Source organism: Pseudoduganella sp. RAF19, from assembly GCF_052114165.1.
Lineage (GTDB): Bacteria > Pseudomonadota > Gammaproteobacteria > Burkholderiales > Burkholderiaceae_D > Rugamonas.
This window is the reverse complement of the sequence record NZ_JBFREF010000007.1, coordinates 299536-323278: the sequence shown is the minus strand read 5'-3', so window position 1 is coordinate 323278 and position 23743 is coordinate 299536. Positions and strand designations below refer to the sequence as shown.

19 protein-coding genes are annotated in these 23743 nt (G+C 62.6%); 13 read left to right on the top strand and 6 right to left on the bottom strand.

Features of this window, described 5'->3' with window-relative positions:
• Positions 1–25: 25 nt before the first annotated feature.
• Positions 26–3202, top strand: coding sequence for a DUF4214 domain-containing protein (locus tag AB4Z19_RS20700; protein ID WP_442035897.1), 3177 nt, complete (start codon positions 26–28; stop codon positions 3200–3202).
• Here AB4Z19_RS20700 and AB4Z19_RS20695 read toward each other — a convergent pair whose 3' ends face one another.
• Complete coding sequence (locus AB4Z19_RS20695; protein ID WP_442035896.1) at positions 3203–5689, bottom strand: alkaline phosphatase D family protein; 2487 nt, start codon at positions 5687–5689, stop codon at positions 3203–3205.
• A gap of 206 nt (positions 5690–5895) precedes the next feature.
• On the opposite strand from AB4Z19_RS20695, the gene AB4Z19_RS20690 reads away from it, so the two are divergent.
• From AB4Z19_RS20690 to rng, 9 genes are all read left to right on the top strand, one after another.
• Positions 5896–6720 carry a DUF4214 domain-containing protein gene (locus AB4Z19_RS20690; protein WP_442029915.1) on the top strand — a complete coding sequence of 275 codons (825 nt, stop codon included), beginning with the start codon at positions 5896–5898 and terminating at the stop codon, positions 6718–6720.
• A gap of 82 nt (positions 6721–6802) precedes the next feature.
• Positions 6803–7528 (top strand): YebC/PmpR family DNA-binding transcriptional regulator, encoded by a 726-nt coding sequence (locus AB4Z19_RS20685; RefSeq protein ID WP_442035895.1) that lies wholly within the window; start codon positions 6803–6805, stop codon positions 7526–7528.
• A gap of 6 nt (positions 7529–7534) precedes the next feature.
• Positions 7535–8803 (top strand): phosphoribosylamine--glycine ligase, encoded by a 1269-nt coding sequence (gene purD, locus AB4Z19_RS20680; RefSeq protein ID WP_442026401.1) that lies wholly within the window; start codon positions 7535–7537, stop codon positions 8801–8803.
• A gap of 130 nt (positions 8804–8933) precedes the next feature.
• Positions 8934–9845 carry an oxygen-dependent coproporphyrinogen oxidase gene (gene hemF, locus AB4Z19_RS20675; RefSeq protein WP_442026402.1) on the top strand — a complete coding sequence of 304 codons (912 nt, stop codon included), beginning with the start codon at positions 8934–8936 and terminating at the stop codon, positions 9843–9845.
• Positions 9842–10489 carry a nicotinate-nucleotide adenylyltransferase gene (gene nadD, locus AB4Z19_RS20670; RefSeq protein ID WP_442026403.1) on the top strand — a complete coding sequence of 216 codons (648 nt, stop codon included), beginning with the start codon at positions 9842–9844 and terminating at the stop codon, positions 10487–10489. Before hemF ends, nadD begins: the two co-directional genes overlap by 4 nt.
• Complete coding sequence (rsfS, locus tag AB4Z19_RS20665) at positions 10490–11194, top strand: ribosome silencing factor (RefSeq protein ID WP_442026404.1); 705 nt, start codon at positions 10490–10492, stop codon at positions 11192–11194.
• Complete coding sequence (rlmH, locus tag AB4Z19_RS20660) at positions 11195–11665, top strand: 23S rRNA (pseudouridine(1915)-N(3))-methyltransferase RlmH (protein WP_442026405.1); 471 nt, start codon at positions 11195–11197, stop codon at positions 11663–11665.
• A gap of 17 nt (positions 11666–11682) precedes the next feature.
• The gene (locus AB4Z19_RS20655) at positions 11683–12303 is read left to right on the top strand and encodes a Maf family protein (RefSeq protein ID WP_442035894.1); all 621 of its coding nucleotides are present in this window, start codon (positions 11683–11685) and stop codon (positions 12301–12303) included.
• Between the two features lie 9 nt (positions 12304–12312).
• Positions 12313–13776: a ribonuclease G gene (gene rng, locus AB4Z19_RS20650; RefSeq protein ID WP_442026407.1), complete on the top strand. Its 1464-nt coding sequence runs from the start codon at positions 12313–12315 to the stop codon at positions 13774–13776.
• Positions 13777–13797: 21 nt separating this feature from the next.
• Here rng and waaF read toward each other — a convergent pair whose 3' ends face one another.
• On the bottom strand, positions 13798–14823 hold the full coding sequence (gene waaF, locus AB4Z19_RS20645) for a lipopolysaccharide heptosyltransferase II (protein WP_442026408.1): 1026 nt from the start codon (positions 14821–14823) through the stop codon (positions 13798–13800).
• A gap of 91 nt (positions 14824–14914) precedes the next feature.
• On the opposite strand from waaF, the gene AB4Z19_RS20640 reads away from it, so the two are divergent.
• Complete coding sequence (locus AB4Z19_RS20640; RefSeq protein ID WP_442035893.1) at positions 14915–17218, top strand: glycosyltransferase family 9 protein; 2304 nt, start codon at positions 14915–14917, stop codon at positions 17216–17218.
• Here AB4Z19_RS20640 and AB4Z19_RS20635 read toward each other — a convergent pair.
• Positions 17163–17765 (bottom strand): response regulator transcription factor, encoded by a 603-nt coding sequence (locus AB4Z19_RS20635; protein ID WP_442027846.1) that lies wholly within the window; start codon positions 17763–17765, stop codon positions 17163–17165. The genes AB4Z19_RS20640 and AB4Z19_RS20635 overlap by 56 nt on opposite strands.
• On the bottom strand, positions 17755–19326 hold the full coding sequence (locus AB4Z19_RS20630; RefSeq protein WP_442027845.1) for an ATP-binding protein: 1572 nt from the start codon (positions 19324–19326) through the stop codon (positions 17755–17757). The genes AB4Z19_RS20635 and AB4Z19_RS20630 overlap by 11 nt, the downstream gene beginning before the upstream one ends.
• Before the next feature lie 218 nt (positions 19327–19544).
• Here AB4Z19_RS20630 and AB4Z19_RS20625 point away from each other — a divergent pair, with 218 nt between their 5' ends.
• Positions 19545–20519 carry a DUF535 family protein gene (locus tag AB4Z19_RS20625; protein WP_442035892.1) on the top strand — a complete coding sequence of 325 codons (975 nt, stop codon included), beginning with the start codon at positions 19545–19547 and terminating at the stop codon, positions 20517–20519.
• Positions 20520–20584: 65 nt separating this feature from the next.
• A complete protein-coding gene (locus tag AB4Z19_RS20620; RefSeq protein ID WP_442035891.1) occupies positions 20585–20815 on the top strand; it encodes a DUF6139 family protein in 231 nt (76 codons plus the stop codon).
• Here AB4Z19_RS20620 and AB4Z19_RS20615 read toward each other — a convergent pair.
• Together AB4Z19_RS20615 and AB4Z19_RS20610 are read right to left on the bottom strand one after the other, a co-directional pair.
• Entirely contained in the window at positions 20793–22106 is a 1314-nt protein-coding gene (locus tag AB4Z19_RS20615) for a hypothetical protein (RefSeq protein ID WP_442029211.1), read from the bottom strand. The genes AB4Z19_RS20620 and AB4Z19_RS20615 overlap by 23 nt on opposite strands.
• A 4-nt stretch (positions 22107–22110) precedes the next feature.
• Positions 22111–23652, bottom strand: coding sequence for an MBOAT family O-acyltransferase (locus AB4Z19_RS20610; protein WP_442035890.1), 1542 nt, complete (start codon positions 23650–23652; stop codon positions 22111–22113).
• Positions 23653–23743: the final 91 nt, after the last annotated feature.

Sequence of the window (23743 nt, the reverse complement as noted above, 5' to 3'; positions counted from 1 at the left end):
AAATAACTAACTTACATTTGATTACATGAACTTGCAGAATGGAACCCTCGAGCGTCCGATCATGGGCACCAGCGGCGACGACACCATGACCGGTACCGCAGCCGATGACTTTTTCTATGGCGCCGGGGGCAAAGACTATCTCGACGGCGGGGATGGCAACGATTACCTGCGTGCCGGCGAAGTCTGGAGCAATGGCGCCTGGCACCCTGACACAGTGGGCGACTACCTGTTTGGAGGCCGCGGCAACGATACGCTGGAAGGTGGCGCAGGCGACGACGTGCTGACTGGCGGTGCCGGCTACGACGAACTGTACGGTCTGGACGGTGACGATGTTCTCCAGGGCGGCGAAGATGGCGGTTACCTGTCGGGCGGCAACGGCAACGATTTTTATCTTATCAATAATCGCCACACCGCCATTTCATCGACCAATCAAGCGGGTGACCACGGCTACATCCAGGTCGACTGGTATAAGACCAACCAGAGCATTACCGATTGGACTTGGGCCCCAAACGTGCAAAAGCTGCCCTACTGGATTGACGCCCTGACCTTCGACAATATCCAGAATCTCGCCGAGAGCGCCAATCATGTGGTCAAGTACAACTTCGTCACGACGCCGCCCGCCGGCTTCGACGCGACGGACAAGGCTGGCTTCACACCCTTCACCGAGGCTGAAAAGGCGCAAGCGCGCCAGATCTTCGCCTACATCAGCAGCGTGCTCGACGTGCAGTTTGTGGAAACCACAGAGACTGACTCGCCCTACACCATTTCCCTGGCTAACAATAAGCAGCCCGCAAATTCCGGCGGATATGCCAACGAGATCTGGAGCGGCGGCTCCCGCATCCTCCTCAACGCCGACCCGCGCGTGCTGAATCCGTCGCGTGACGGCGGTTCGGAACTTAACTATGTCCTGATCCACGAACTGGGCCACGCCCTGGGCTTGAAGCATCCGTTCAGCCATGAAGACACGGTTGGCAACTCCGGCGACGGCCCCTATCTGCCTGATAGCGAAGACATGCGCACGCTCACCATGATGAGCTACAACGACAATTTTTCCGGCAAGGTGCCAATGTCGTATAGCCCGTACGACCTGGCGGCGCTGCAGTACATCTGGGGAGTTTCGAGCAAGGCCAACGCGGGCGACACGACTTATAGCCTCGACACCACGAAAGCCACCATGGTGTATGACGGCGCCGGCTTCGACACCATCGACTGGAGCGACGCGACCCAGAACGTCATGCTGGACCTGCGCTCCGGCTACCAAAGCTATGTCGGCCATAAGACCGAGCTGTTTAACTCGCCTGGACAACTAACCATCAACTTCGGCACCGATATCGAGGTAGCCAAGGGCGGATACGGCAACGACTCCATTATCGGCAACGGTCTGGCAAACAGCCTGATGGGGTATGAAGGCAATGACACCATCATAGGCGGCTACGGCGACGACACGCTGCAAGGCGGCGACGGCGACGACCAGTTGTTTGGCGATGGCGGTTTCGATGAAATTTACGGTTCGGCTGGCAACGACACCCTGCACAGCGGTGCCGACGGCGCCTACCTGGACGGCGGCGGCGGCGACGATACCTACATCATCGAAGACCGTTATACCGTCATTGCCCACAAGAATTCGGACGGCGACCGCGCCATCGTGCAGGCCGACTGGTTCAAGACGAACAGCGATCTGGCACATTGGGAGTTCGCACCCGGCGTACAAAAGCTGCCCTACTGGATCGACGCCCTGACCTATTCGAACATCACGGCACTCGAAGTCACGGCACCCCAGGACCATGTGATCAAGTACAGCTTTGTGACCACCGCGCCGGGCTACTTCGACGATACGGACAAGAAGGGCTTCCAGGCTTTCTCTGATGAGGAAAAAGCCTACGCTCGCAAGATCATGGACTATTTCAGCAGCGTGATCGGCGTGACCTTCGTGGAAACGAGCGATCCGGCCGAGCCCTTTACCATTGCCTTGGCCAACAATGCCCAGACAGACTCGGGCGGCTACGCAACCGAATTGAGCTGGGCCGGCGGCTCCAAGGTCATGCTGAACGCCACTTCAGACGTGATCCCCCCCCGCCTCGACGACTACTCCGAGATCAACCGTGTGTTGATTCATGAACTGTCCCATGCGCTAGGCCTGAAGCATCCTTTCTCCGATCCGGACTCGCGGGGCAATGTGGGCGATGGGCCTTACCTGCCAAAGGCGGAAGACGTGCACTCGCACACCGTGATGAGCTATACCGCAGACGAGCGCATCTTCTCGCTGTCGCTGTCTGGCCTGGATATCGCCGCGCTGCAGTATATCTGGGGCGCCTCATCGGCAGCCAATGCCGGCGATACCAGCTATCGCCTCGACGCGGGCCAGCCCAGCATGATTTACGATGGCGCCGGCAACGACACGCTTGACGGCAGCCTGGTCGGACAGGACATGGTCGTCGACCTGCGTCCCGGCTACTGGAGTTATATCGGCAAGAAGGCCGAGCTGATCACGGACAAGGGCCAGATCACGATCAACTTCGGCACCACCATCGAAAACCTGCTGGGCGGGGGCGGCAACGACAACCTCACCGGCAACGACGCCGATAATCTCATCGAAGGCGGCAACGGCAATGACCACCTGCGCGGCCTGGGAGGCTATAACTCACTAAACGGCGGAGCCGGCATCGACACCGCCGTCTACAGCGGCAAACATGCCGATTACGATATCCGCATCACCGCCGGCGTGGCGCAGATATTCAATTATTACTCTGAAGGCAGTGACATACTGACCGGCGTGGAGCGCCTGCAATTCAGCGACACCATGGTGGCGCTGGACTTCGACGGTACTGCAGGCCAAGCTTACCGCCTCTACCGTGCATCCTTCGACCGTGCGCCGGACTTGCCGGGCCTGGGCTATTGGATCAGCAAATTGGACAACGGCATGAAGCTGGAGCAGGTGGCATCCGGCTTCCTGTATTCAGACGAATTCCAGCGCCTGTATGGCAAGAACGTCAGCAATGCGGACCTGGTGACCAGCCTGTACAAGAATGTGCTGCACCGTGCGCCCGACGCTGCCGGCTTTGCCGACTGGACCAGCCGCCTTGAGCATGGTTTCTCGCGTGAAGCGCTGCTGTTGGGCTTTAGCGAGAGTGATGAAAACCACGCCGCACTGGTCGGCGTGGTCAAGGACGGCTTCGAGTACCAGCTTTACACTGGCACCTGATCAGCTGACTGCGACGGCGGGATTGCCTGCCGCGACGGTCGCGGTGGTGGTGCGCGCGATCACCGTGGCCGGTGCATTGCCGCCCACCAGCTTGTTCACCTGTTTGAACTGTGCCGTCAGCTTGGACGGCGTTACCGTCACCACCATATAACCTTGGGCGTCCGTGTTCAGGTGCTTGATCCATGGATTGCTGTTCAGGCCGGACAGCTGCTGCGCCAGGCCAAACAGGGTCGCGCTGAAATCGCTGCTGGCTTTCAGGCCGGTCAGCACTTGCGCCACGGTCGCATCCAGCGCCGCTTCCGGCACGCCCTTCGATGCCAGCGCGCCGCGCAGTTGCACGGAGATTTGCGCAGCCAGCGTTTCGACGGTCGGCGCGGCCTTGCCCATCGTGTAGTCCAGCAGATTGAATTCCAGCGTCACGGTGCCCAGGTTCGGCACCGGGATGGACAGCGGGTAGGACACCAGCGCGCCCAGACTGCCCAGCGACGCCGCGGCCTGCTTCAGATAAGTAAAGAAGGAGTCCGAGCTGACGCCTGCGGTCACCAGGTCGGTCATCACCGGCGTGCCGCCGTTGGCCGCATCGTAATCGTCGCTCACGGTGCCGGCGAAGAAGGAGTGGATATCGCCTGTCACCGCCACCACGTTACCGATATTGTTGGTCTTCAGGTGCGACATCAGCGCCTTGCGTTCGGCGTTGTAGCCGTCCCACTGGTCGCAGTTGATCAGGAAGCGGCGGAAGTACGGCGTCAACGCAGCCTGCTGGCCGGACGCCACCACGAAGGCGGAGTTGGCCTTGTTGGCTTGCACGTCCGGTTTGATGAAGCCGATCGCGATGGCTTGGGCCGCGGCCGTCGCTTGCGCCGTCGCGCCGCCCGCTGCCACGCTGGCCGCCTGGGTGAAGGCCAGCACCGCTACCGACGCCTGCGCCGAAGTCAGGCCTGCACCGGCAGCGGCCTGAAGACGTGCGCTGGTATCGCCACCGGCTGCCGCCGATGCCGCGATGGCGCCCGCTGCCGCCTGCGCGCTGGCTTGCGAGGCACCGGCAGTGACGGCAGCCACGATGGCGCCGGCCACCGGCACATTGCCGCCCGCTGCTGCTGCCGTGGTGCCAACCGACGTTGCCACGGTCGGAATGGCTTGCAGCGCCAGCAGGGTTGCGATGGCGTCGGTGCCGTTCAGACCCATGCGCAGCAGCGACACTTCATTGCCCCACAGCTTCCACGTTGCGGTGGATGCCTTCATGGTGCTCTTCCAGTAATCGCGCTGGGTGGCGCCCAGCATGCTGACGGCGTCCGGACTGGCGGCCAGCTTCTGCGCTTCGACAGCGTTGTACAGATCTTGCGGCACCAGGTAACGTGCGCCAATGCTGCCGATGGCGGTGCCGGTGGCCGGATTCGGCGAGGACTCCGGAATCACGTGATCGGTGCGGTACAGGCGCTCGTCGGTCATCACGATCTGGGCCAGTTTGCCGAAGCTGAAATCGCGGTAGATCTTGATGTTCTGGAAGCTGGTGGCGGTGCTGTCGAACGTCACGTCCGCCGGCATGTATTCGAACCAGGCCTGGTTGGCATTGCGGCGGCGCTGCGGCTGATGCAGATTCACGCCGTCGGCCGATTCATACGTTTCGGCATCCTGCCATGCATCGTCAGTGAATTCGTGGTCGTCCCAGATGGCGATGAAGGCGAAGCGCTCGTGCACGGCCTGCAGGCGGGTATCGGTGCGGTATTTTTTGTAGAGGTAGCGGTAGTCGGCCAGCGAGTTCGCATACTTGGCGCCGCTGCTGCCGTTCTTGAACACGCCGTCCGGCAGGGACAGCGCGGTGTGGCGGCTTTCCACGGAACCGCTCTGGAAGCCTTCACCTACCGTCTCGTAGATGTAGTCGCCCAGATGGACGATGAAGTCGAGCTGCTCGCTGGCGGCGATATTCGACAGCGCGCCCCAGTGATTGATGCTCCAGTCCTGGCAGGTCAGACAGGCAAACTGCAGCTGCGACACATCGGTGCCGGCCGCCGGCGCGGTCTTGAAGCGGCCCACATTGGAGCGCACATCGCCTGCGACGAACTGGTAATAGTAAGTGGTGCTCGGCGACAGTCCGGTGACCTTGTTGCGGATGGTGTTGTCGAACGCGGGATCGAGCGGCACCAGGGTGTTCAGCACCAGCGTGCCATCCAGCGCGGCATTGCTGCCGAGGCGCGCGCTGTTGTCGCTCGCCGTCACCATGATCTGCACCGCCACTTCGGCCTTGCCGGAAGGCTGGGCAGTATCGTCCACCGAGCTTGGTACGACACGGGTCCACAGCATGATGCTGTCCGGACGCGGATCGCCGGAAGCCACGCTCTGCGGGAACTTCCAGCCGCTGYCGGTCGCCGGCGACAGGCCATTGACCGTGCCCGCCGTGCCGCTGCCGCCGCCGCAACCGGCCAGGCCGGCGCTGGCTACCGATACCGTAACAAAGCCACCCAGTTTCAGAAACTGACGACGATCCATCTCCGCTCCCAATTAATAAAAAAATAATCGAATGAGTGTAGATGAACTTTGTTTCCAAACGATGAAGAAAATCCGAGGGAGATGTCTAATTTCAAGAGTGCGTGCCTCGCACAATTGAAATCAACGACGCGACAACTCAACCGATTCGGCGTAGCCTTTCGTTACAAAAAAGACATTCTTTCTTAATGTGAAGGAGGGTACGGATCATGAGTGACGGAATAATCCTAGGAGGTACGACCGCTGACGACGTGCTGCGCGGGACCAATGGCAACGACAACATCTACGGCAATGGTGGGCACGACCAATTGATCGGTCTGGATGGCGACGACAACCTGTCCAGCGGTCAGATATACGACGCGGCATCGGGCACCTACAAGCCCGACACGGTGGGCGACATTCTCGACGGCGGCAACGGCAACGATACTTTGACCGGTGGCGATGGTAACGACATCTTGATTGGCGGGGCCGGCAACGACCATCTGATTGGCGGCAATGGCCTGGACACTGCCCAATACAGCGGCAACCTGAACGCCTACGCCGTACAGGAGAACAACGGCACGCTGACAGTCACCGGCCCGGAAGGAACCGATACCTTGAATGGCGTCGAACGCCTGCAGTTCGCAGACCACAACATGGCCTTCGATCTCGACGGCACGGCAGGTATCATCTACCGCTTCTACCAGGCGGCACTGGACCGCCAGCCCGACCTGCCCGGCCTCGGTTACTGGATTCACTTCGCCGACACCGGCCGATCTTTCACGGACATCGCCTCCGGCTTTACCAATAGCGTGGAATTCCAGCGCCTGTACGGTGTCAACTCGGACAATGCCACCTTCGTCACCGCCCTCTATCACAACGCCCTGCACCGAGAACCGGAGGCAGCGGGCTTCAACGACTGGATGAACCGCCTGGCTACAGGCACGTCGCGCGAGCAAGTGATGTTCGGTTTTTCGGAAAGCACCGAGAACCGTGCCCAGGTGATTGGCAGCATCCAGCACGGCATCGAATACATTCCCTACAGTGGCAGCTGATGGCCTTGGGCGGCGGCAATTCACAGGGGGCGGTATGCTAGAATATCGCCCTCGATTGCACACCGTCTAAGGAAGATTGAACATGGCTGGACACAGCAAATGGGCCAACATCAAGCATAAAAAGGCTGCAACGGACGCGAAACGCGGCAAAATCTGGACGCGCCTGATCAAGGAAATTACCGTGGCTGCCCGTATGGGCGGCGGCGACGTCGCCTCCAACCCGCGCCTGCGTCTGGCCATGGACAAAGCGGCCGACGCCAATATGCCGAAGGATAACGTCCAGCGTGCAATCACCCGCGGTACCGGCGGCGGCGACGGCGCCAACTACGAAGAAGTACGCTACGAAGGCTATGGCATTGGCGGCGCGGCCATCATCGTCGACTGCATGACGGACAACCGCGTGCGTACCGTGGCTGAAGTACGCCACGCCTTCAACAAATACGGCGGCAATATGGGCACCGAAGGTTCTGTGGCCTTCATGTTCAAGCACTGCGGCCAGTTCCTGTTCGCTCCCGGCACCGACGAAGCCACGCTGATGGACGCGGCCCTGGAAGCGGGCGCCGAAGACGTGGTCGCCGACGACGAAGGCGGCTTCGAAGTGCTGTGCGCCCCGAACGATTTCCCGGCCGTGAAAGACGCGCTGGAAGCGGCGGGCTTCAAGGCCGAAGTCGCGGAAGTCATCATGAAGCCGGCCACCGAAACCGTCTTCACCGGCGAAGATGCGGCCAAAATGCAGAAAATTCTGGACGCGCTGGAAAACCTGGATGATGTCCAGGAAGTCTATACCAACGCAGTCATCGAGGAATAATCCCCAATGAAGATCCTGGTAGTCGGCTCGGGCGGCCGTGAACACGCTTTAGCATGGAAACTGGCGCAATCCGAACGCGTGCAGATGGTGTATGTAGCACCTGGCAACGGCGGCACCGCGCGCGATGCGCGCCTGCAGAACGTGGCCATCACGGACCTGAACGCACTGGCGGATTTCGTTGAGCAGAACCACATCGGCCTGACGGTAGTCGGCCCTGAGGTGCCGCTGGCAGCGGGCATCGTCAACCTGTTCCGCGCGCGCGGCCTGAAAGTCTTTGGCCCGACCAGGGAAGCGGCGCAGCTGGAGTCCTCCAAGGATTTCGCCAAGGCCTTCATGAAGCGCCACGGCATTCCGACCGCCGACTACGAGACCTTCGCCGATGCCAAGGCCGCCCACGCCTTGGTGGACGCGAAAGGCGCGCCGATCGTGATCAAGGCCGATGGCCTGGCTGCGGGCAAAGGCGTAGTGGTGGCCATGACGCTGGAAGAAGCGCATGCCGCCGTGGACCACATGCTGTCCGATAACGCCTTTGGCGACGCCGGCGCGCGCATCGTGATCGAAGAATTCCTGTCCGGCGAAGAAGCTTCCTTCATCGTCATGTGCGACGGCAAGAACGTGCTGCCGCTGGCCACCAGCCAGGACCACAAGCGCCTGCAGGACAATGACCAGGGCCCGAACACGGGCGGCATGGGCGCTTACTCCCCTGCGCCGATCGTGACCCCGGCCATGCATGCGCGCGTGATGCGCGAGATCATCATGCCTACGATTCAGGGCATGGCGAAGGACGGCATCCAGTTCACCGGCTTCCTGTACGCGGGCCTGATGATCGACGCCGCCGGCAATCCGAAGACGCTGGAATTCAACTGCCGCATGGGCGACCCGGAAACCCAGCCGATCATGGCGCGCCTGAAGACCGATCTGCTGGGCGTGATGGAACATGCCGTCAACGGCACGCTGGACCAGGTGGAACTGGAATGGGACCGCCGCACCGCCGTTGGCGTGGTGATGGCCGCTGCCGGATATCCGGACAGCCCGCGCAAGGGCGACGCCATCCACGGCATCCCGGCTGAAACGCCGGAATCCGTCACCTTCCACGCCGGCACCACCGACGTCGACGGCAAGCTGCTCACCTCCGGTGGCCGCGTGCTGTGCGTGGTCGGTCTGGGCGACAGCGTGAAGATGGCGCAGAAGCAGGCTTACGAAGCTGTCGACAAGATCGCCTTCGACGGCATGCAGTTCCGCCGCGACATCGGCTGGCGCGGCCTGAAGCACTGAAACCGTCAACTGGTGGCTGCCACGATGTGGCAGCCACCAGTTGACGCCGCTGGCTCCTGACAAGGTGGCTGCCACGGCGTGGCAGCCACCAGCTTTATGCAGTTGGTTTTAACGAATATAACGGCACAATATGTCCGCACCTGATCCACAAGACGTCAAAGCCTGGCTGCTAAGCCTGCAGGACCGCATCGTCACCGCGCTGGAAGGCGTGGACGGCAAGCCTTTCCTGCGCGACGGCTGGGAGCGTCCTGAAGGCGGTGGCGGCATCTCGCGCCTGATCGAAGAAGGCAATGTGATCGAGCGCGGCGGCTGCAACTTCAGCCACGTGATGGGCGCCAAGCTGCCGCCATCGGCATCGGCGCACCGTCCGGAGCTGGGCGGACAGGCGTGGGAAGCGATGGGCGTGTCCCTCGTGATCCACCCGCGCAATCCGTATGCGCCGACCGTGCATATGAACGTGCGCTTCTTCAGCACCAGCACAGCCGACGGCACGTCGGTGTGGTGGTTCGGCGGCGGTATGGACCTGACGCCGTACTACGGCAACAAAGCAGACGCGCAGCACTTCCACCAGACCTGCCACGACGCGCTGGCGCCGTTTGGCTCCGAGCTGCATGCGAAGTTCAAGTCCTGGTGCGACGACTACTTCTACCTGAAGCACCGCAAGGAAGCGCGCGGCGTTGGCGGCATCTTCTTCGATGACTTCAATGCGCTCGGTTTCGAGCAAAGCTATGCAATGACCCGCAGCGTGGGCGACTCCTTCCTGAGCGCCTACCTGCCCATCCTGGAAGGCCGCAAGGACACCCCATACGGTGAGCGCGAGCGCGATTTCCAGGCTTATCGCCGCGGACGCTACGTCGAGTTCAATCTCGTGTTCGACCGCGGCACTCTGTTCGGCCTGCAGTCCGGCGGCCGCACGGAGGCGATCCTGATGTCGATGCCGCCGATCGTGAAATGGCGCTACGACTGGCATCCGGCACCGGGCAGCCCGGAAGCGGCGCTGTACACCGACTTCCTTCCGCACCGCGACTGGCTGGCCACGTGACCCGCTGTATCGCACTGCTGGGAGGCAGTTTCGATCCTGTACACAACGGCCACGTCGCGCTTGGCGCTCATTTCGCAGCACTGCTGCAGGCGGACGAGCTGCGTGTGATCCCGGCCCTGCCGTGGCAAAAGACATCCCTGGTGGCCACGCCCGAACAGCGCGTGGACATGCTGAAGCTGGCCTTCGCGGGCCTGCCCTGCCCGGTCACGGTCGACCGCCAGGAACTGGAGCGCGGCACGCGCACCTTTACGATCGAAACGCTGCGCGCGATCCGCGCCGAGGTAGGCCCGGATGTATCGCTGGCCTTCCTGATGGGCGCGGACCAGCTGCAGCGGCTGGACACCTGGCATAACTGGCGTTCCCTGTTCGACCTGGCCCACTTCTGTGTGGCGGCCAGGCCCGGCTTCGAACTGGAAGCGTCGCAACTGCCGGACGCGGTGGCGCAGGAGTTTACGCGCCGCCTCGCCGGCCCGGCCGAGCTGCATGCGCAGCCGTCCGGCCTGACCTGCATCGCCGCCGATCTGGACGTCGATGTATCGGCCACAGGCATTCGTGCTGCATTACAACGGGGCCAGAGCGCTGGCTCGCTTATCCCCGGCGTAGTGCTAGACTATATTGAACAACATAATCTGTATAAGAATTAAATGGATATCAAAAAACTGCAAACCCTCGTCGTGGACGCCCTGGAAGATGTTAAGGGCCAGGAAATCGTCCTGTTCGACACCACTGGGCTCACCAGCCTGTTCGACCGCATCTGCATCGCTTCCGGTACTTCCAACCGCCAGACCAAGGCACTGGCCGCATCCGTGCGCGACAAGGTCAAGGCAGCAGGCGGCGACGTGGTCGGCATCGAAGGCGAAGACACCGGCGAATGGGTGCTGGTCGACCTGGGCGATATGATCGTCCACATCATGCAGGCGCCGATCCGCGCTTACTACCGCCTGGAAGAGATCTGGGGCGAGAAGCCGGTCAAGCTGGGCGCCGCCAAGCGCAAGTCCACCGCCGAAGGCAAGGCCGCCGCCGACGCAGAAGCCAAGCCGAAGAAGTCCGGCCACCTGGCTGCGACCAAGAAGGCCAAGGAAGCCGAAGCTGTGGTCGAGAAAAAACCTGCCGCACGCAAGCCAGGCACCGTGAAGGCTGCCGCCGCTGCGGGCGCCGTCGCCAAGAAAGCTGCTGCCAAGAAGGCCGCACCGAAGATCGAAGCGCCGGAAGGCAAGAAGGTGAAGGTTGCCGCCACCAAGACCGCCGAGGCATCCGCCAAAGCCGCCAAGGCCAAGAAAGCCGCCGACGCCGCCGCCACCCCGGTCAAGACCGTCATCAAGCGCCTGAAGAAGGCTGCGGCCGAGTAAGTGCAGCTGCTCATCGTTGCGGTCGGCCACAAAATGCCGGCCTGGATCGAAAACGGCTTCGCGGAATACGTCAAGCGCATGCCGCCCGAGCTGCGCATCGTTCTCAAGGAAGTGAAGCCGGTCGAGCGCTCCGGCAGCAAGACCGCTGCCACCGCCATGGCGCTGGAACGGGAGCGCATCGAAGCGGTTCTGCCCAAATCGGTGCGCATCATTGCTCTCGATGAGCGGGGCAAGGACCTCACCAGCGTCGGTTTATCCCAGCAACTGGAAGCCTGGCAGCAGGATGGCCGCGATACGGCCTTCCTGATCGGCGGCGCCGACGGGCTCGATCCCGGCCTGAAAGCCAGGGCGGAAGGCATGCTCCGGCTGTCCAGCCTGACCCTCCCGCATGGCATGGTGCGCGTGATGCTGGCCGAACAGTTATATCGGGCGTGGACAATTACACAGAACCACCCTTATCATCGTGTATAAAACACAGGGTGGGGACAATGAAACTGGTCGAAAAGAAGATTTACCTCGCTTCAAAGAGCCCGCGGCGGCGTGAGCTGCTGCGGCAAATCGGCGTCGACTTCGAACTGCTGATGCTGCGCAGCGACGGCCCGCGCGGCGCGGATGTCACCGAAGACGTCAACGCCGGCGAGGAGCCGATGGCCTATGTCGGCCGCGTAGCACAGGAAAAAGCGGACTTCGCCTGGGACATGATCCAGAAGCGCCGCCTGATTCTGCGCCCCGTGCTGGCGGCCGATACCACCGTCACCATCGACGGCGAAATCCTCGGAAAACCGGCCAACATCAACGAAGCGTCGGCCATGCTGCGCAAGCTGTCGGGCCGCACCCACCAGGTCCTGACCTCCGTGGCCGTGCACTCCGCCGACTTTTCCGGCCATATCACGCAAGTCTCCGATGTCCGCTTCGGCAAGCTGACCGACGCCGAGATCAAGGCCTATTGCGCCACCACCGAACCATACGACAAAGCCGGCGGCTACGGCATCCAGGGCCTGGCCGCGCTGTTCGTCGAGCACATTGACGGCAGCCACTCGGGCATCATGGGCCTGCCACTGTTTGAAACGGCGCAGCTGCTGCGCCAGGCCGGCCTCAAGCTGCCATAAGCTGCCCTAATGAACGAAGATATCCTCATCAACATCACCCCGCAGGAAACCCGCGTCGCCCTGGTGGTACAAGGCGCCGTGCAGGAACTGCACATCGAGCGCACGCTGACGCGCGGCCTGGCGGGCAATGTCTATTCCGGCAAAGTGGTACGTGTGCTGCCCGGCATGCAGTCGGCCTTCATCGACATCGGCCTGGAACGTGCAGCCTTCCTGCACGTGGCCGACATCTGGGAAGCCCGTCCCCACGACGGCCAGAACGCCACGCCGACGCCGATCGAGAAGCTGCTGTTCGACGGCCAGGTGCTGACCGTGCAGGTCATCAAGGACCCGATCGGCACCAAGGGCGCGCGCCTGTCGACCCAGATTTCCATCGCCGGCCGCATGCTGGTCTATCTGCCGCAGGATGCCCACATCGGCATCTCGCAGAAGATCGAAAAAGAGACTGACCGCGAAGCCCTGCGCACAAGGATGCAAAGCCTGCTGCCGCCGGAGGAAAAAGGCGGCTACATCGTGCGCACCCAGGCCGAGGATGCCTCCGACTCCGACCTGCAGGCCGATATCGAATACCTGCGCAAGACCTGGGGCGCCATCTGCCACGGCGCACGCACCCGTCCACCGACCTCGCTGCTGCATCAGGACTTGAGCCTGGCCCAGCGCGTACTGCGCGACTTCGTGCACGACGAGACGGCAACTATCCAGGTCGATTCCCGCGAAAACTTCCTGTCGCTGACGGAGTTTGGCCGCATCTACACGCCGTCCGTGCTGCCACGGCTGGCGCACTACACGGGCGAGCGGCCGCTGTTTGACCTGTACGGCGTGGAAGAAGAAATCCAGCGCGCGCTGGGCCGCCGCGTGGATCTGAAATCCGGCGGCTACCTGATCGTGGACCAGACCGAGGCCATGACGACCATCGACGTCAACACCGGCGGCTTCGTCGGCGGCCGCAATTTCGCGGACACCATCTTCAAGACCAATCTGGAAGCGGCCCACGCCATCGCGCGCCAGCTGCGCCTGCGTAATCTGGGCGGCATCATCATCCTGGACTTCATCGACATGGAGAACACGGAACACCGCAATGCCGTGCTGGCGGAACTGAAGAAGGCATTGTCGCGCGACCGCACCAAGGTGTCGGTATCCGGCTTCTCGGCGCTGGGCCTGGTGGAGATGACGCGCAAACGTACCCGCGAATCGCTGGCCCACATCCTGTGCGAGCCCTGCCCCGCTTGCGGCGGCAAAGGCCAGGTCAAAACGTCGCGCACCATCTGCTACGAAATCCTGCGCGAACTGCTGCGCGAAGCCAAGCAGTTCAACCCGCGCGAATTCCGCATCCTCGCCTCGCAGGAGGTGGTGGACATGTTCCTCGAAGAAGAATCCCAGCATCTGGCGATGCTCGGCGACTTTATCGGCAAGAAGATCTCGCTACAGGTCGAAAACACCTATCACCAGGAACAGTACGACGTTATCCTGATGTAGCAAAATCCGGGGTCAGGTCTGTCATGCGCGTGCCAGCATCGGCTGGAGGGTTTGCCACACTTGCCCGCCGCTGATGCCGCGCATGCAGTTGTGGTGGCCGAGCGGGCATTCGCGCTGGCGGCATGGAGAACAATCCAGGCGCAGAGAGATCGAGGCGGCGATGTCGGAAAACGGCGGCGCGTGATCCGGATCGGTCGGACCGTAGATCGCGATCACCGGACGATTCAGCGCCGATGCCACGTGCAGCAGGCCGGAATCGTTGCTGACTACGGCATCCGCGCGGCCAATCAGGGCCACCGCCTCGCCCAGAGAGGTTTTGCCCGCCAGGTTGACGCAGGCGGGCGCCGCTGCGCAAACGGCCTCGCACACGGCAGCATCCTTCGGCCCGCCCAGCAAAGCGATCTGGGCGCCCGGCACATGCGCCTCGATCTCGCGCGCCAGGTCGCCGAAGTGTTCGGCAGGCCAGCGTTTGGCGGAGCCGAATTCGGCGCCAGGGGCGAATACGACCAGCGGACGCGCGACATCCAGTCCGGCCTTGGCGCAAGCCGCGGCAATCTGCTCGTCGCGTACAACAAGCTTCGGTTTGGGCACATCGGAACGCAGCGGCGCGGCAGGCGCCGACGCCAGCGCGGCGTAGAACGGCACCATCGGCCGCGGCGGAGTCGAATCGTGGTGCATCACATTGATCAGGCCATAACGGCTCTCGCCCTTGTAGCCCACGCGGCGCGGAATCCCGGCCAGCAGCGGAATCAGCGCATATTTCAGGGTATTTGGCAGCACATACGCAGCAAAATAGCCGCGCTTTGCCAGCACGCGCGAATACTTCCAGCGCTCCTTCAACTGCAGGGGACCGTGGCGGAACGGCGTTTCCAGCACTTCGTCCACTTCCACCATCTGGCGCCAGACCGGCGACACGGCCGGCGGCGCCAGCACGTCGATCGGCGCATCCGGGTACTGCGCGCGCAGCAGCTGCAGCAAGGGCTGCGCCATCACGGCGTCGCCGATCCAGTTGGGAGAGATGACAAGAATGCGATTATCCGGTGACACGTTGTTCCTCAGGGCGGGCTGGTGGCCGCATTATATACGTGCCGGACGCCGCGCCAGCGCTGCTATAATGGGGCTTTTCTGCACGCGTCATATGGATATGGCCAGCCACGCCCCGCTACCGAAGACTGGCGGCGGTCTGTTTTCCTCCATCCTGATTTTTGCCTTGCCGGCGCTTGCGCTGAGCACCAGCCATGGACTAGGCGCGACGCTTGGCGTGCTGCTGCTGCTGTTCTTCTGGAACGCCCGGCGCGGCGCCCTTGCCCCCTATCGCGAACATTGGCCGCTGGTCGGTCCCGTGGTATTCGCGTTCTTCGCCTACTTCCTCGTTTCGCTGGCACGCATGCTCGTGTTCCATCAGGGACTGTACACCCTGGACGGCCCCTCGCGCCTGATGCTTGGCCTGAGCTGCATTGGCGCGGTCTATTATCTGCGTCCCAAAGCACGCTGGTTCTGGCTGGGCCTGTGCGTTGGCGCCATCGCCTCCGCCGTCATTGCCGCCCTGCAGTTTGGCGTGGAAGGGCTGGATCGCGCCGTCGGCTTCACGCATCACGCCATTACTTTCGGCGACCTCGCCATGGCGCTGGGCGTGATGGCCTTATGCGGCCTTTCCGAATTCCGCCACACCCGCTACTCCTTCCTGCCAGTCGTTGCACTACTGGCGGGCATGGTGGCCTCCATCTTGTCCGCTTCGCGCGGCGGCTGGCTCGCATTGCTGCTGGTGCTGGCGCCGCTGATGCGCTTTGGCTACGACATATACGGCAAGCGCGTTCTGGTGGCAGGCGGTGTGGCTGTGGCCCTGTTCCTGCTCGCGCTCGCGCTTCCCCACACCGGCGTGGCCATGCGCATCGAAATCGCCGCCACGGAAGTGCACCGCTACTTCACGCTGAACGATGCCACGACCTCGGTCGGCATCCGCCTGGAATTGTGGAAGGCCGCCTGGATGATGTTCAGCGAGCATCCATGGATCGGCGTGGGACGCGATGAATTCGATGTCGTACTGCGTGCGCTGGCCGCCCAGGGCCGCCTGCAGCAATCGCCTGCGCTGGAATACGCCAGCGCCCACAACGACGTGCTGCACTGCCTGGCTACCGGCGGCCTGCTGGATTTCGGTCTGCTGCTGGCGATGTATGGCGCCCCGCTCGCGCTGTTCGCCCGCCAGCTGCGGGCGCCGGACCGTGGCCAGCGTCCGCTCGCGCTGGCAGGCCTGGTGCTGGTTCTGAGCTTCATCGGCTTCGGTCTGACGGACGTGATGTTCTGGCTGATGGCGCCGAAGATTTTCTACATCACCATGATCGGCGCCATCGCCGCCCTCTGCCTGCGCGCGCAGGAACAGGAGCCGCCGCTGCGCAAGGTGCTGATCACCCGCACCGACAATATTGGCGACGTGGTGCTGACGTTGCCCATGATCGGCTACCTGAAGCAACAGTATCCGGGCGCCGAAATCAGCTTGCTGTGCCGGTCCTACGCCTCCGCCATCGTCAACCAGTGCGAGCATGTAGACAAAGTCGTCACCGTGGAAGCTGCGGGCGATCTCACCAGCCATATGCGCGCAAACGAATACGACACCGTCATCTTCGCCTTCCCGACCCGCAAGCTGGCTGGTACGGCGGCGCGCGCCCGCGTGTGGCGCCGGGTCGGCACCAGCGGCCGCCACTACAACTGGATCTTCTGCAACCTGCTGGCCCACTTCAGCCGCGTGAAGTCGAATCTGCATGAGGCGCAGCTGAACTTCAAGCTGCTCAAGCCATTGGGCATGGACTATGTGCCGCCGCTCGGCCAGGCCTGGCGCTACTACGGCCTGAGCGTCCCGCACCACCCCGATGCCGACGCCCTGCTGGACAAGAACAAATTCAACCTGATCCTGCACCCCAAGTCGAACGGCAACGGCCGCGAATGGCCGCTGGGGCATTTCACCACCCTGGCGCGCCTGCTGCGCACCGTGCCGGACGTGCGGGTGCTGGTGACCGGCAGCGCTGCCGAAGGCAAGCTGCTGGCCGAACAGGCACCCGAGCTGCTGGCCCTGCCGAATGTGGTGAATGTGTGTGGAAAGCTTGATCTGACAGGGTTCACGTCCCTGATCGGCGGCTGCGATGGCTTGATCGCCAGCGGCACCGGTCCGCTGCATATGGCGGCGGCGCTGGGCCGACCGACCGCGGGCCTGTTCCCGCCGGTGAAGCCGATCGATCCGGCGCGCTGGGGCGCCCTCGGCGAGCGCGCCATCAGCCTGGTGATGCCCAAGCCCTGCGAAGGCTGCGCTGATGCGGCCACCTGCAGCTGCATGGCCGCGCTGAAGCCGGAATGGCTATTTGAAGTGGTAATGAAATGGCGCAGCGAGAAGGTCAGCGCGCCATTGCAATCCGCACCAGGTCAGCCACATTATCAACCCCTAGCTTAGCCATCAGGCGCGCCTTGTGGACTTCCACGGTGCGCACGCTGATGCCCAGCTGCGGTGCGATCTCGCGATTGTGCCGCCCCATCACCACCAGCTCCATCACTTCGCGTTCGCGCGGGGTCAGCTCATCGACCAGCTGGCGCGATTGCGATTTGCGGTCCAGCGCCTGGCGCGAGCTGCGCTCCAGCGAGAAGGCTTCTTCGATGGCTGTAATCAGCTTGGCGTCGTCGAACGGCTTTTCCAGGAAATCGACGGCACGCGCCTTGAAGGCTTCCCGCGCCAGGCTCACGTCACCGTGGCCCGTTACGATAATCACCGGCAGGGTGCAGCCCTTGTCGATCAGGGTACGCTGCAGCGACAGCCCGTCCATGCCGGACATGCGGATATCGGCCACCAGGCAGCCGGTCCATTCAGGTTGCCACGCTTTGAGGAAGGCTTCACCACTGGCGAAAACAGCGGTGCGATAGCCGCGCACGCCCAGCAGCAGGCCAAGCGCGTCACGCACCGACGGGTCATCGTCCACGATAAAGACGGTCAGGTTATTTGACAATTGGTTCTCCAGTCTCCAGCGCCGGAAGTATAAAACGGAATACCCCGTGATCGCCAACTTCTGCCCACAAAGTACCGCCATGGGCTTCCACGATGGCCCGGCTCAGCACCAGCCCCAGTCCCATGCCGCTGGCCTTGGACGAGACGAATGGCTCGAACAGGCGCGCCGCCACGTCGCGGCTGACGCCTGTGCCGCTATCTTCCACGGTCAGGCGCAGCTTGCCGTCCAGGGCTTCGGCGCGCACCTGGATGCGGCGCACACCGGCCGGCTGGGCGCGCACGGCATCCAGCGCATTGGCCAGCAAATTACGCAGCACCAGCTCCATTTGCAGCCGGTCCACCAACACCGATTGCGGCGGACCTTCGGCCAGCTCCAGCACTACCCCATGTTCGTGGAATAGCACCCGGAACTGTTGCACGATACTGCCCAGCAGCGCGCCCACGCTGACCGTTTCCAGCTGCATGGCGCCGGTGCGGAAGAAGTCGCGCAGGCGGCGCACAACCTCGGCCGCACGCGCCGACTCGGCAATCATCTGGCCGATGGCATTCTTCAGCATATCGCCCGTCTCGCCCCGCTCCAGCAAGTGCTCGCAGGCCTTGCCGTAAGCGCCCAGCGCCGTCATCGGCTGATTCAGTTCATGCGCCAGCGCGGCCGCCATTTCGCCGGCGGCGGCCAGGCGCAAGGTCTGCTGCAATTCCGCTTCGGTTTTGCGGTGCTCATCGACCACGATGCCGATAAAGAAGCCGACCAGCGCCAGCGCCGCATCCAGCATCTGCAGCTCGTGCACCGTGATGTCCGGTGCGCGGTTGCCCTTCACCAGCGTAACGATGGCCAGCTGCAGCACGAACACGATCAGCGCTGCGCCGTACACGCCCTGGCGTGTCGCAGCCCAGATCACGGGCAGGAAGAGGAAATAGAAGTGCTTGAATTCGGCCGTCAGGATATAGCCGAACACCCCCCACAGCACGAAGATGGCCAGCGCCAGATAGCCGATGGTCTCAACCTGCCATACCGCCGCGCGCAGGCGTGCGCGCGGGCCCGGGGCCGCCAGCATCCATAGCAGGGGCATGGTCACCAGCACACCGACCATATCGCCAATGGCAAAGCGCAGTGTGGCGGTGGGCCAGTTACCGGAGGGGATCAGACCGGCGATCTTCAGCAAACCGATATACACCGCGCCATTCAGGGCGGTGCCCAGCACGATGATGGTCAGCCAGCGGAACAGGTCCTCGCGGTCCTCAAACAGCTCGGTGGTACTGAAGCGCCGGCGCAGCATTTCACCGATCAGGCCATAGCCCGCCGTCAGCCAGGCCGACGTGATCACAGTGACCACCGGACCGGCCGGCATGCCGCGCACGAACAACTCGCCCGCAATCAGCGCAATAAACCACGGCAGCGCCGCACGGCGCCCGTAGTGCATCCAGAACAGCAGGCCCAGGGCCGGATCGGGATTCCAGGGCGTGATGTTCAGGCCGAATAGCGGCTCGACATAGCTGAGCCAGTCGAACATCACATAAACGGCCACATAAACGCTTGCCGGAAGCAGGAACGAAAAACGCATAAGGAAAAAAGCGCAACTAAGTGTATTACGTATCGTATTGTAACAATCCACATCGGCTACAGCAGAAACAGGGGTTGCCGCAGAGCACGTTATAAGGGAAGACCCTAAGTTCGTTCACCAATTGCAACGAGAAATGCCTATAGATACTATCGCCAGAATTGTAACGTATTGTTTCCATATGTTTCTGCCAATGGAAACAAAATAGGAGACATCGCAACATGCAGTCCATCACCCTCCGATCCGGGCTGGAACGGAAGTCTCACCTCTCGCGAACCTTTGCCGCGTTGAAACTGCAGTTGCGTGCCCTCGCCTGTCCCCGCATGACGAGCAGCTGGCTGCACCTTCTCAATTCGCACAGCGTGCTGCGCGACCTGGCCATCGCCCAGCCGCGCCTGATCCACAAGATTTACCGTCCCTGGCTGAGCCATCGCATGTGCCAGCGCCAGCGCTTGTCGGCGCTGATGTCGCACTACCACTTCATCCTGCAGCAGGGCCTGGGCGAGCTGGTGGCCGACGCGGCGCGGCGCCCGGTCGAACTGGCGCGCTTTGCCGGCAAGTCCGGCGCACTATACAACATCGCGCTGTGCGCCATCGTGCCCATGGAGCGCGAAGGCGAACTGGTGCTGCAGCTGCGCTGCGGCGAGGCCCTGGTGTATTCGGTGGCGTTTTCCTTCCTTGGCGCCGGCCGCGAAGTCGGCATCGGCTGCATCCAGGGTCCGCAGCATGGCGCCGGCCTGGAACTGGCGCGCGAAGCGACGCGCGACCTGTTCGGCCTGCGTCCCAAGAACCTGCTGGTGCGCCTGGTACGCCAGCTCGGCCATGCCTACGGCTGCAACAGCCTGGTGCTGGTCGGTAACGGCAACCGCACGGTGGCTCGCAAGTCGATCCGTCTGGGCAAGGTCAAGGCCGACTACGACGGCTTGTGGCAGGAAATGGGCGCCCGCCAGCGCCAGGACGGCGACTACGAACTCGATTGCGAACCGCTGCTGCCGCCATCGATGGAAGATGTGCCGTCCAAAAAGCGCTCCGAGGTGCGCAAGCGCCATGAATTGTTGGAAGCCGTCAACGCCGCCGTGCTGGCGCGCCTGGCGCCGGATTGCGCGATCGTATCAATCCCGGCCACCGATGCTCCACAGCCGCGCGAGCGGAGTAGAATCGAACTAGTTACGGCGGCGTGTGCGGTAGCGAACTGACGCAATAGTCCGGTACTGCCAGGCTGGCGACTTTGAGCGGATCAACCCTTTGTGGAGGAAGCGAAATGCGCCTGGATATCTACCGACGAGCCGAGCACGACGGCATCTTCTCCTACCTTGCCGTCCCCGAAGGCAAGCCTATCCCGCAGGAAGCCATCAACACCGACTGGACGCCCGCCGCCCAAGCCCTGGAAGTGGATGACGATACCCAATCCCTACCCGACTTCCACATCGAAGCCCTGGTCCAGCAAATGGGCTCCAAGGGCTACGCCATCACTGGCCTGAGGCATATGTAATTACCTGCGCCGTTGCGGCGCCCTTGCGTTGCTGGCCCTTGCTGGCCAGCGCGCCGGCTTTGGCGCGCGCCTGCGCCACCAGTTGCCCGACACTGCTGAAAGTGTCGGGATTCCTTTCCGCGCATGCCTTGCGTTCGTTCGCGATGCGCAGGCGATTCGCTGCGAGCGTGCGCGTTGTCAGCGGCTGGCCGAAATCGCGCCAGGCCGTCTGCTCCTCCGCATCCAGTCCGGATGGCATCTGCGCCGGCGCCAGCATGCGCTGCACCACCAGCTCGCCCAATGCCTGCTTGAAGTGTCCCGCCTCCCAATACCAGCGCGTGGCATCGTGGGTGCCTGCCGCCGGAATCGCTTCGCAATTGAAGAAGCCGTAGCCACTGAAGTCGTACAGCGCGATATGCGTATCGAGATGGCGTTTGGCGGCGAGCGCCACTTCATCGGCCACGATGTCCTTCCACGCTTCGAAGTGCGGGCCCAGGCCCGTTTCTTCGATCAGCGCCATCAGTTGCGCGTGGTACGGGTAGACCAGCAGGTAAATATCGACGCCGGGATTGCGGCGCGTGGCCGTATCCAGCATGCCGGCAATCTCGGCGCGCGTTCCAGCCACGTCCAGGTCACCGGGCGCCTTGCGCAGCGCTATGAGGACGTTTTCCTCCGCACGCTGGCGAAAGATCTTGTGGTAACCATCCACGCGCGCAAAGCGCTCGTATTCGTGCAGAGGATTGAAACCGCGCTCGGTCTGGGTGCCGGCTTCGCCGTCATGCTGGATGAACAGGGTCAGCAAGGCATCCTTAAGTGAGGTCAGGGAGAACAGCGTATCGAAGCGCCAGGTCAGTCCCAGTTTCTCCCGCGGCAGCTGGAGCGGCACGCCGGGCGCTTCACCTGGAAGCAGCAAGGCGTCCATGAATTCCAGGCCAATGATGACGCGCTTCGGCTTGATGCCCTGCAGGCTCAAGGCATTCAGCTGCGAGATCGCTGTTGTGGCCCCCGTCCCGGCCAGGCCCAGGTTATAAGCGTTGCCGCCCAGCGCCGCATTCTCGGGATTCATGCCCACTTCGACGCGCGAGTTGCCGACCAGGAGAACGGATGGCGCCAAGCGGCGCGCATTCACCAGCTTGAGTTCGTACTGGTAACGCTCAGGCGCTGGCTTGACGGCATTGATGCCTTCACGCTGCAGCAGGTGGTACTGGCCATATGGGTCGACCAGCAGCACGAAGCCGCCCGCCAGCGCGAAGCCGCATAGTGCCGTACACAGCAGCCAGAACAGGAATTGTTTGTGCGAGGCGGCGGGCATGATCTCAGAACTGGAAGTAAAGGAAGTCGCTGGGGCGGTGCAGCGACAGCACGCCCAGCACCGCCAGCACGCCAATCACCACTGCGCGCGATGGCAAGGGACGCCATTCGACCGCGCGTGCAATGGCAGTCTTCGGCGCTTCGTCTTCATAATCCAGGGCCGGTTCGAAACCGCGCACGATCTGCTGCGTATTCGGCATCAGGAAGGCGATGGCAGCCGCTATGGTGACCCATCCCCAGGTCAGGACAAAGCGCGTCGCTCCGCCCAGTTCCCAGCGAATGGACAAGCCATCCAGCACAGTTTTCAGTGCGCCGATGCGCACGCCAATCGCATCCGGCAGCGACACGCCCTGCAACCCCGCCATGCCGGACACAATGCGCAGCGCACCATTCAGGTCCGGCGCGCGGAAGAACACCCATGCCACGCACACGGCGGCAAAGGTCAGCACGCCCGCGCTGTAGCGCCACCAGGTACTGCGCAGCGGCCAGCCTATGCGCGTGGCCAGCGCCAGCCAGGCGTGATTGATGACGAGGTAGACGCCATGCAGTGCGCCCCACAGCACAAAGGTCCAGCCGGCGCCGTGCCATAAGCCGCCCAGCAGCATGGTGATCATCAGATTGGCGAAACGGCGAATCGGCCCTCGGCGGTTACCGCCCAGCGGCAGATAGAGATAATCGCGCAGGAAGCGCGACAGCGTCATATGCCAGCGGCGCCAGAAGTCGATGATGTTCGTGGCCTTGTATGGCGAATTGAAATTCAGCGGCAGCCGCACGCCGAACAGACGGGAAAGTCCAATCGCCATATCCGAATAACCGGAGAAATCGAAGTAGAGCTGGAAGGCGTAGGCCAGTACGCCGCCCCAGGCGACCAGGAAAGTCGGCGCATCCAACTGGGTGAACAGCGCATTGGCGTGCGGCGCCAGGCTGTCGGCGATCAGCACCTTCTTGGCGAGGCCGATGAAGAAAATACTCAGGCCCACAGAGAAATTTGCCGCGCAGGGAATACCGTTCCGCGCGTCGGCAAACTGCGGCATCATTTCCTTGTGATGCAGCACCGGTCCTGCAATCAGATGCGGGAAATAAGTCACGAACAGCAGGAAGTGCAGGAAGCGGCTCTCGCTCACCAGCCCGCGCGCGGTATCGACCAGGAAGGCAATCTGGGTAAAGGTGAAGAAGGAAATCCCGATCGGCAGCACGACGTGCAGGGCGGCCAGCGGCTGGCCAGTCAGACCGGCATAGGAGGATAGGAAAAAGTCCGCGTACTTGTAATAGCCAAGCAGCAGCAGATTGAAGGTCACCGCCGCCGTCAGCCAAAGCTGGCGCGCCCTACCCTGCCGGTGGCGTATGCACAGCGAACTGCCATAGTTCACCAGCACCGACGCCAGCAGCAGCGGAACGTAGCGCACGTCCCACCAGCCATAAAAGAACAGGGAGGCCAGCGCCAGCCAGGCGATAGCCAGATCAGGTGCCCGCCGCGCCGCCAGAAAATAAACGATCAGCGTCACCGGCAAGAAGCACAGCAGGAAGCTGAACGAATTGAACAGCATGGCAAGCCGCCGCAGTTGTTGTTGGTGAAAATATCTTACCTAAACACCTCGGCAACTTGGTTGCTTTTATGTCACTTGCGACCGTAGAAAA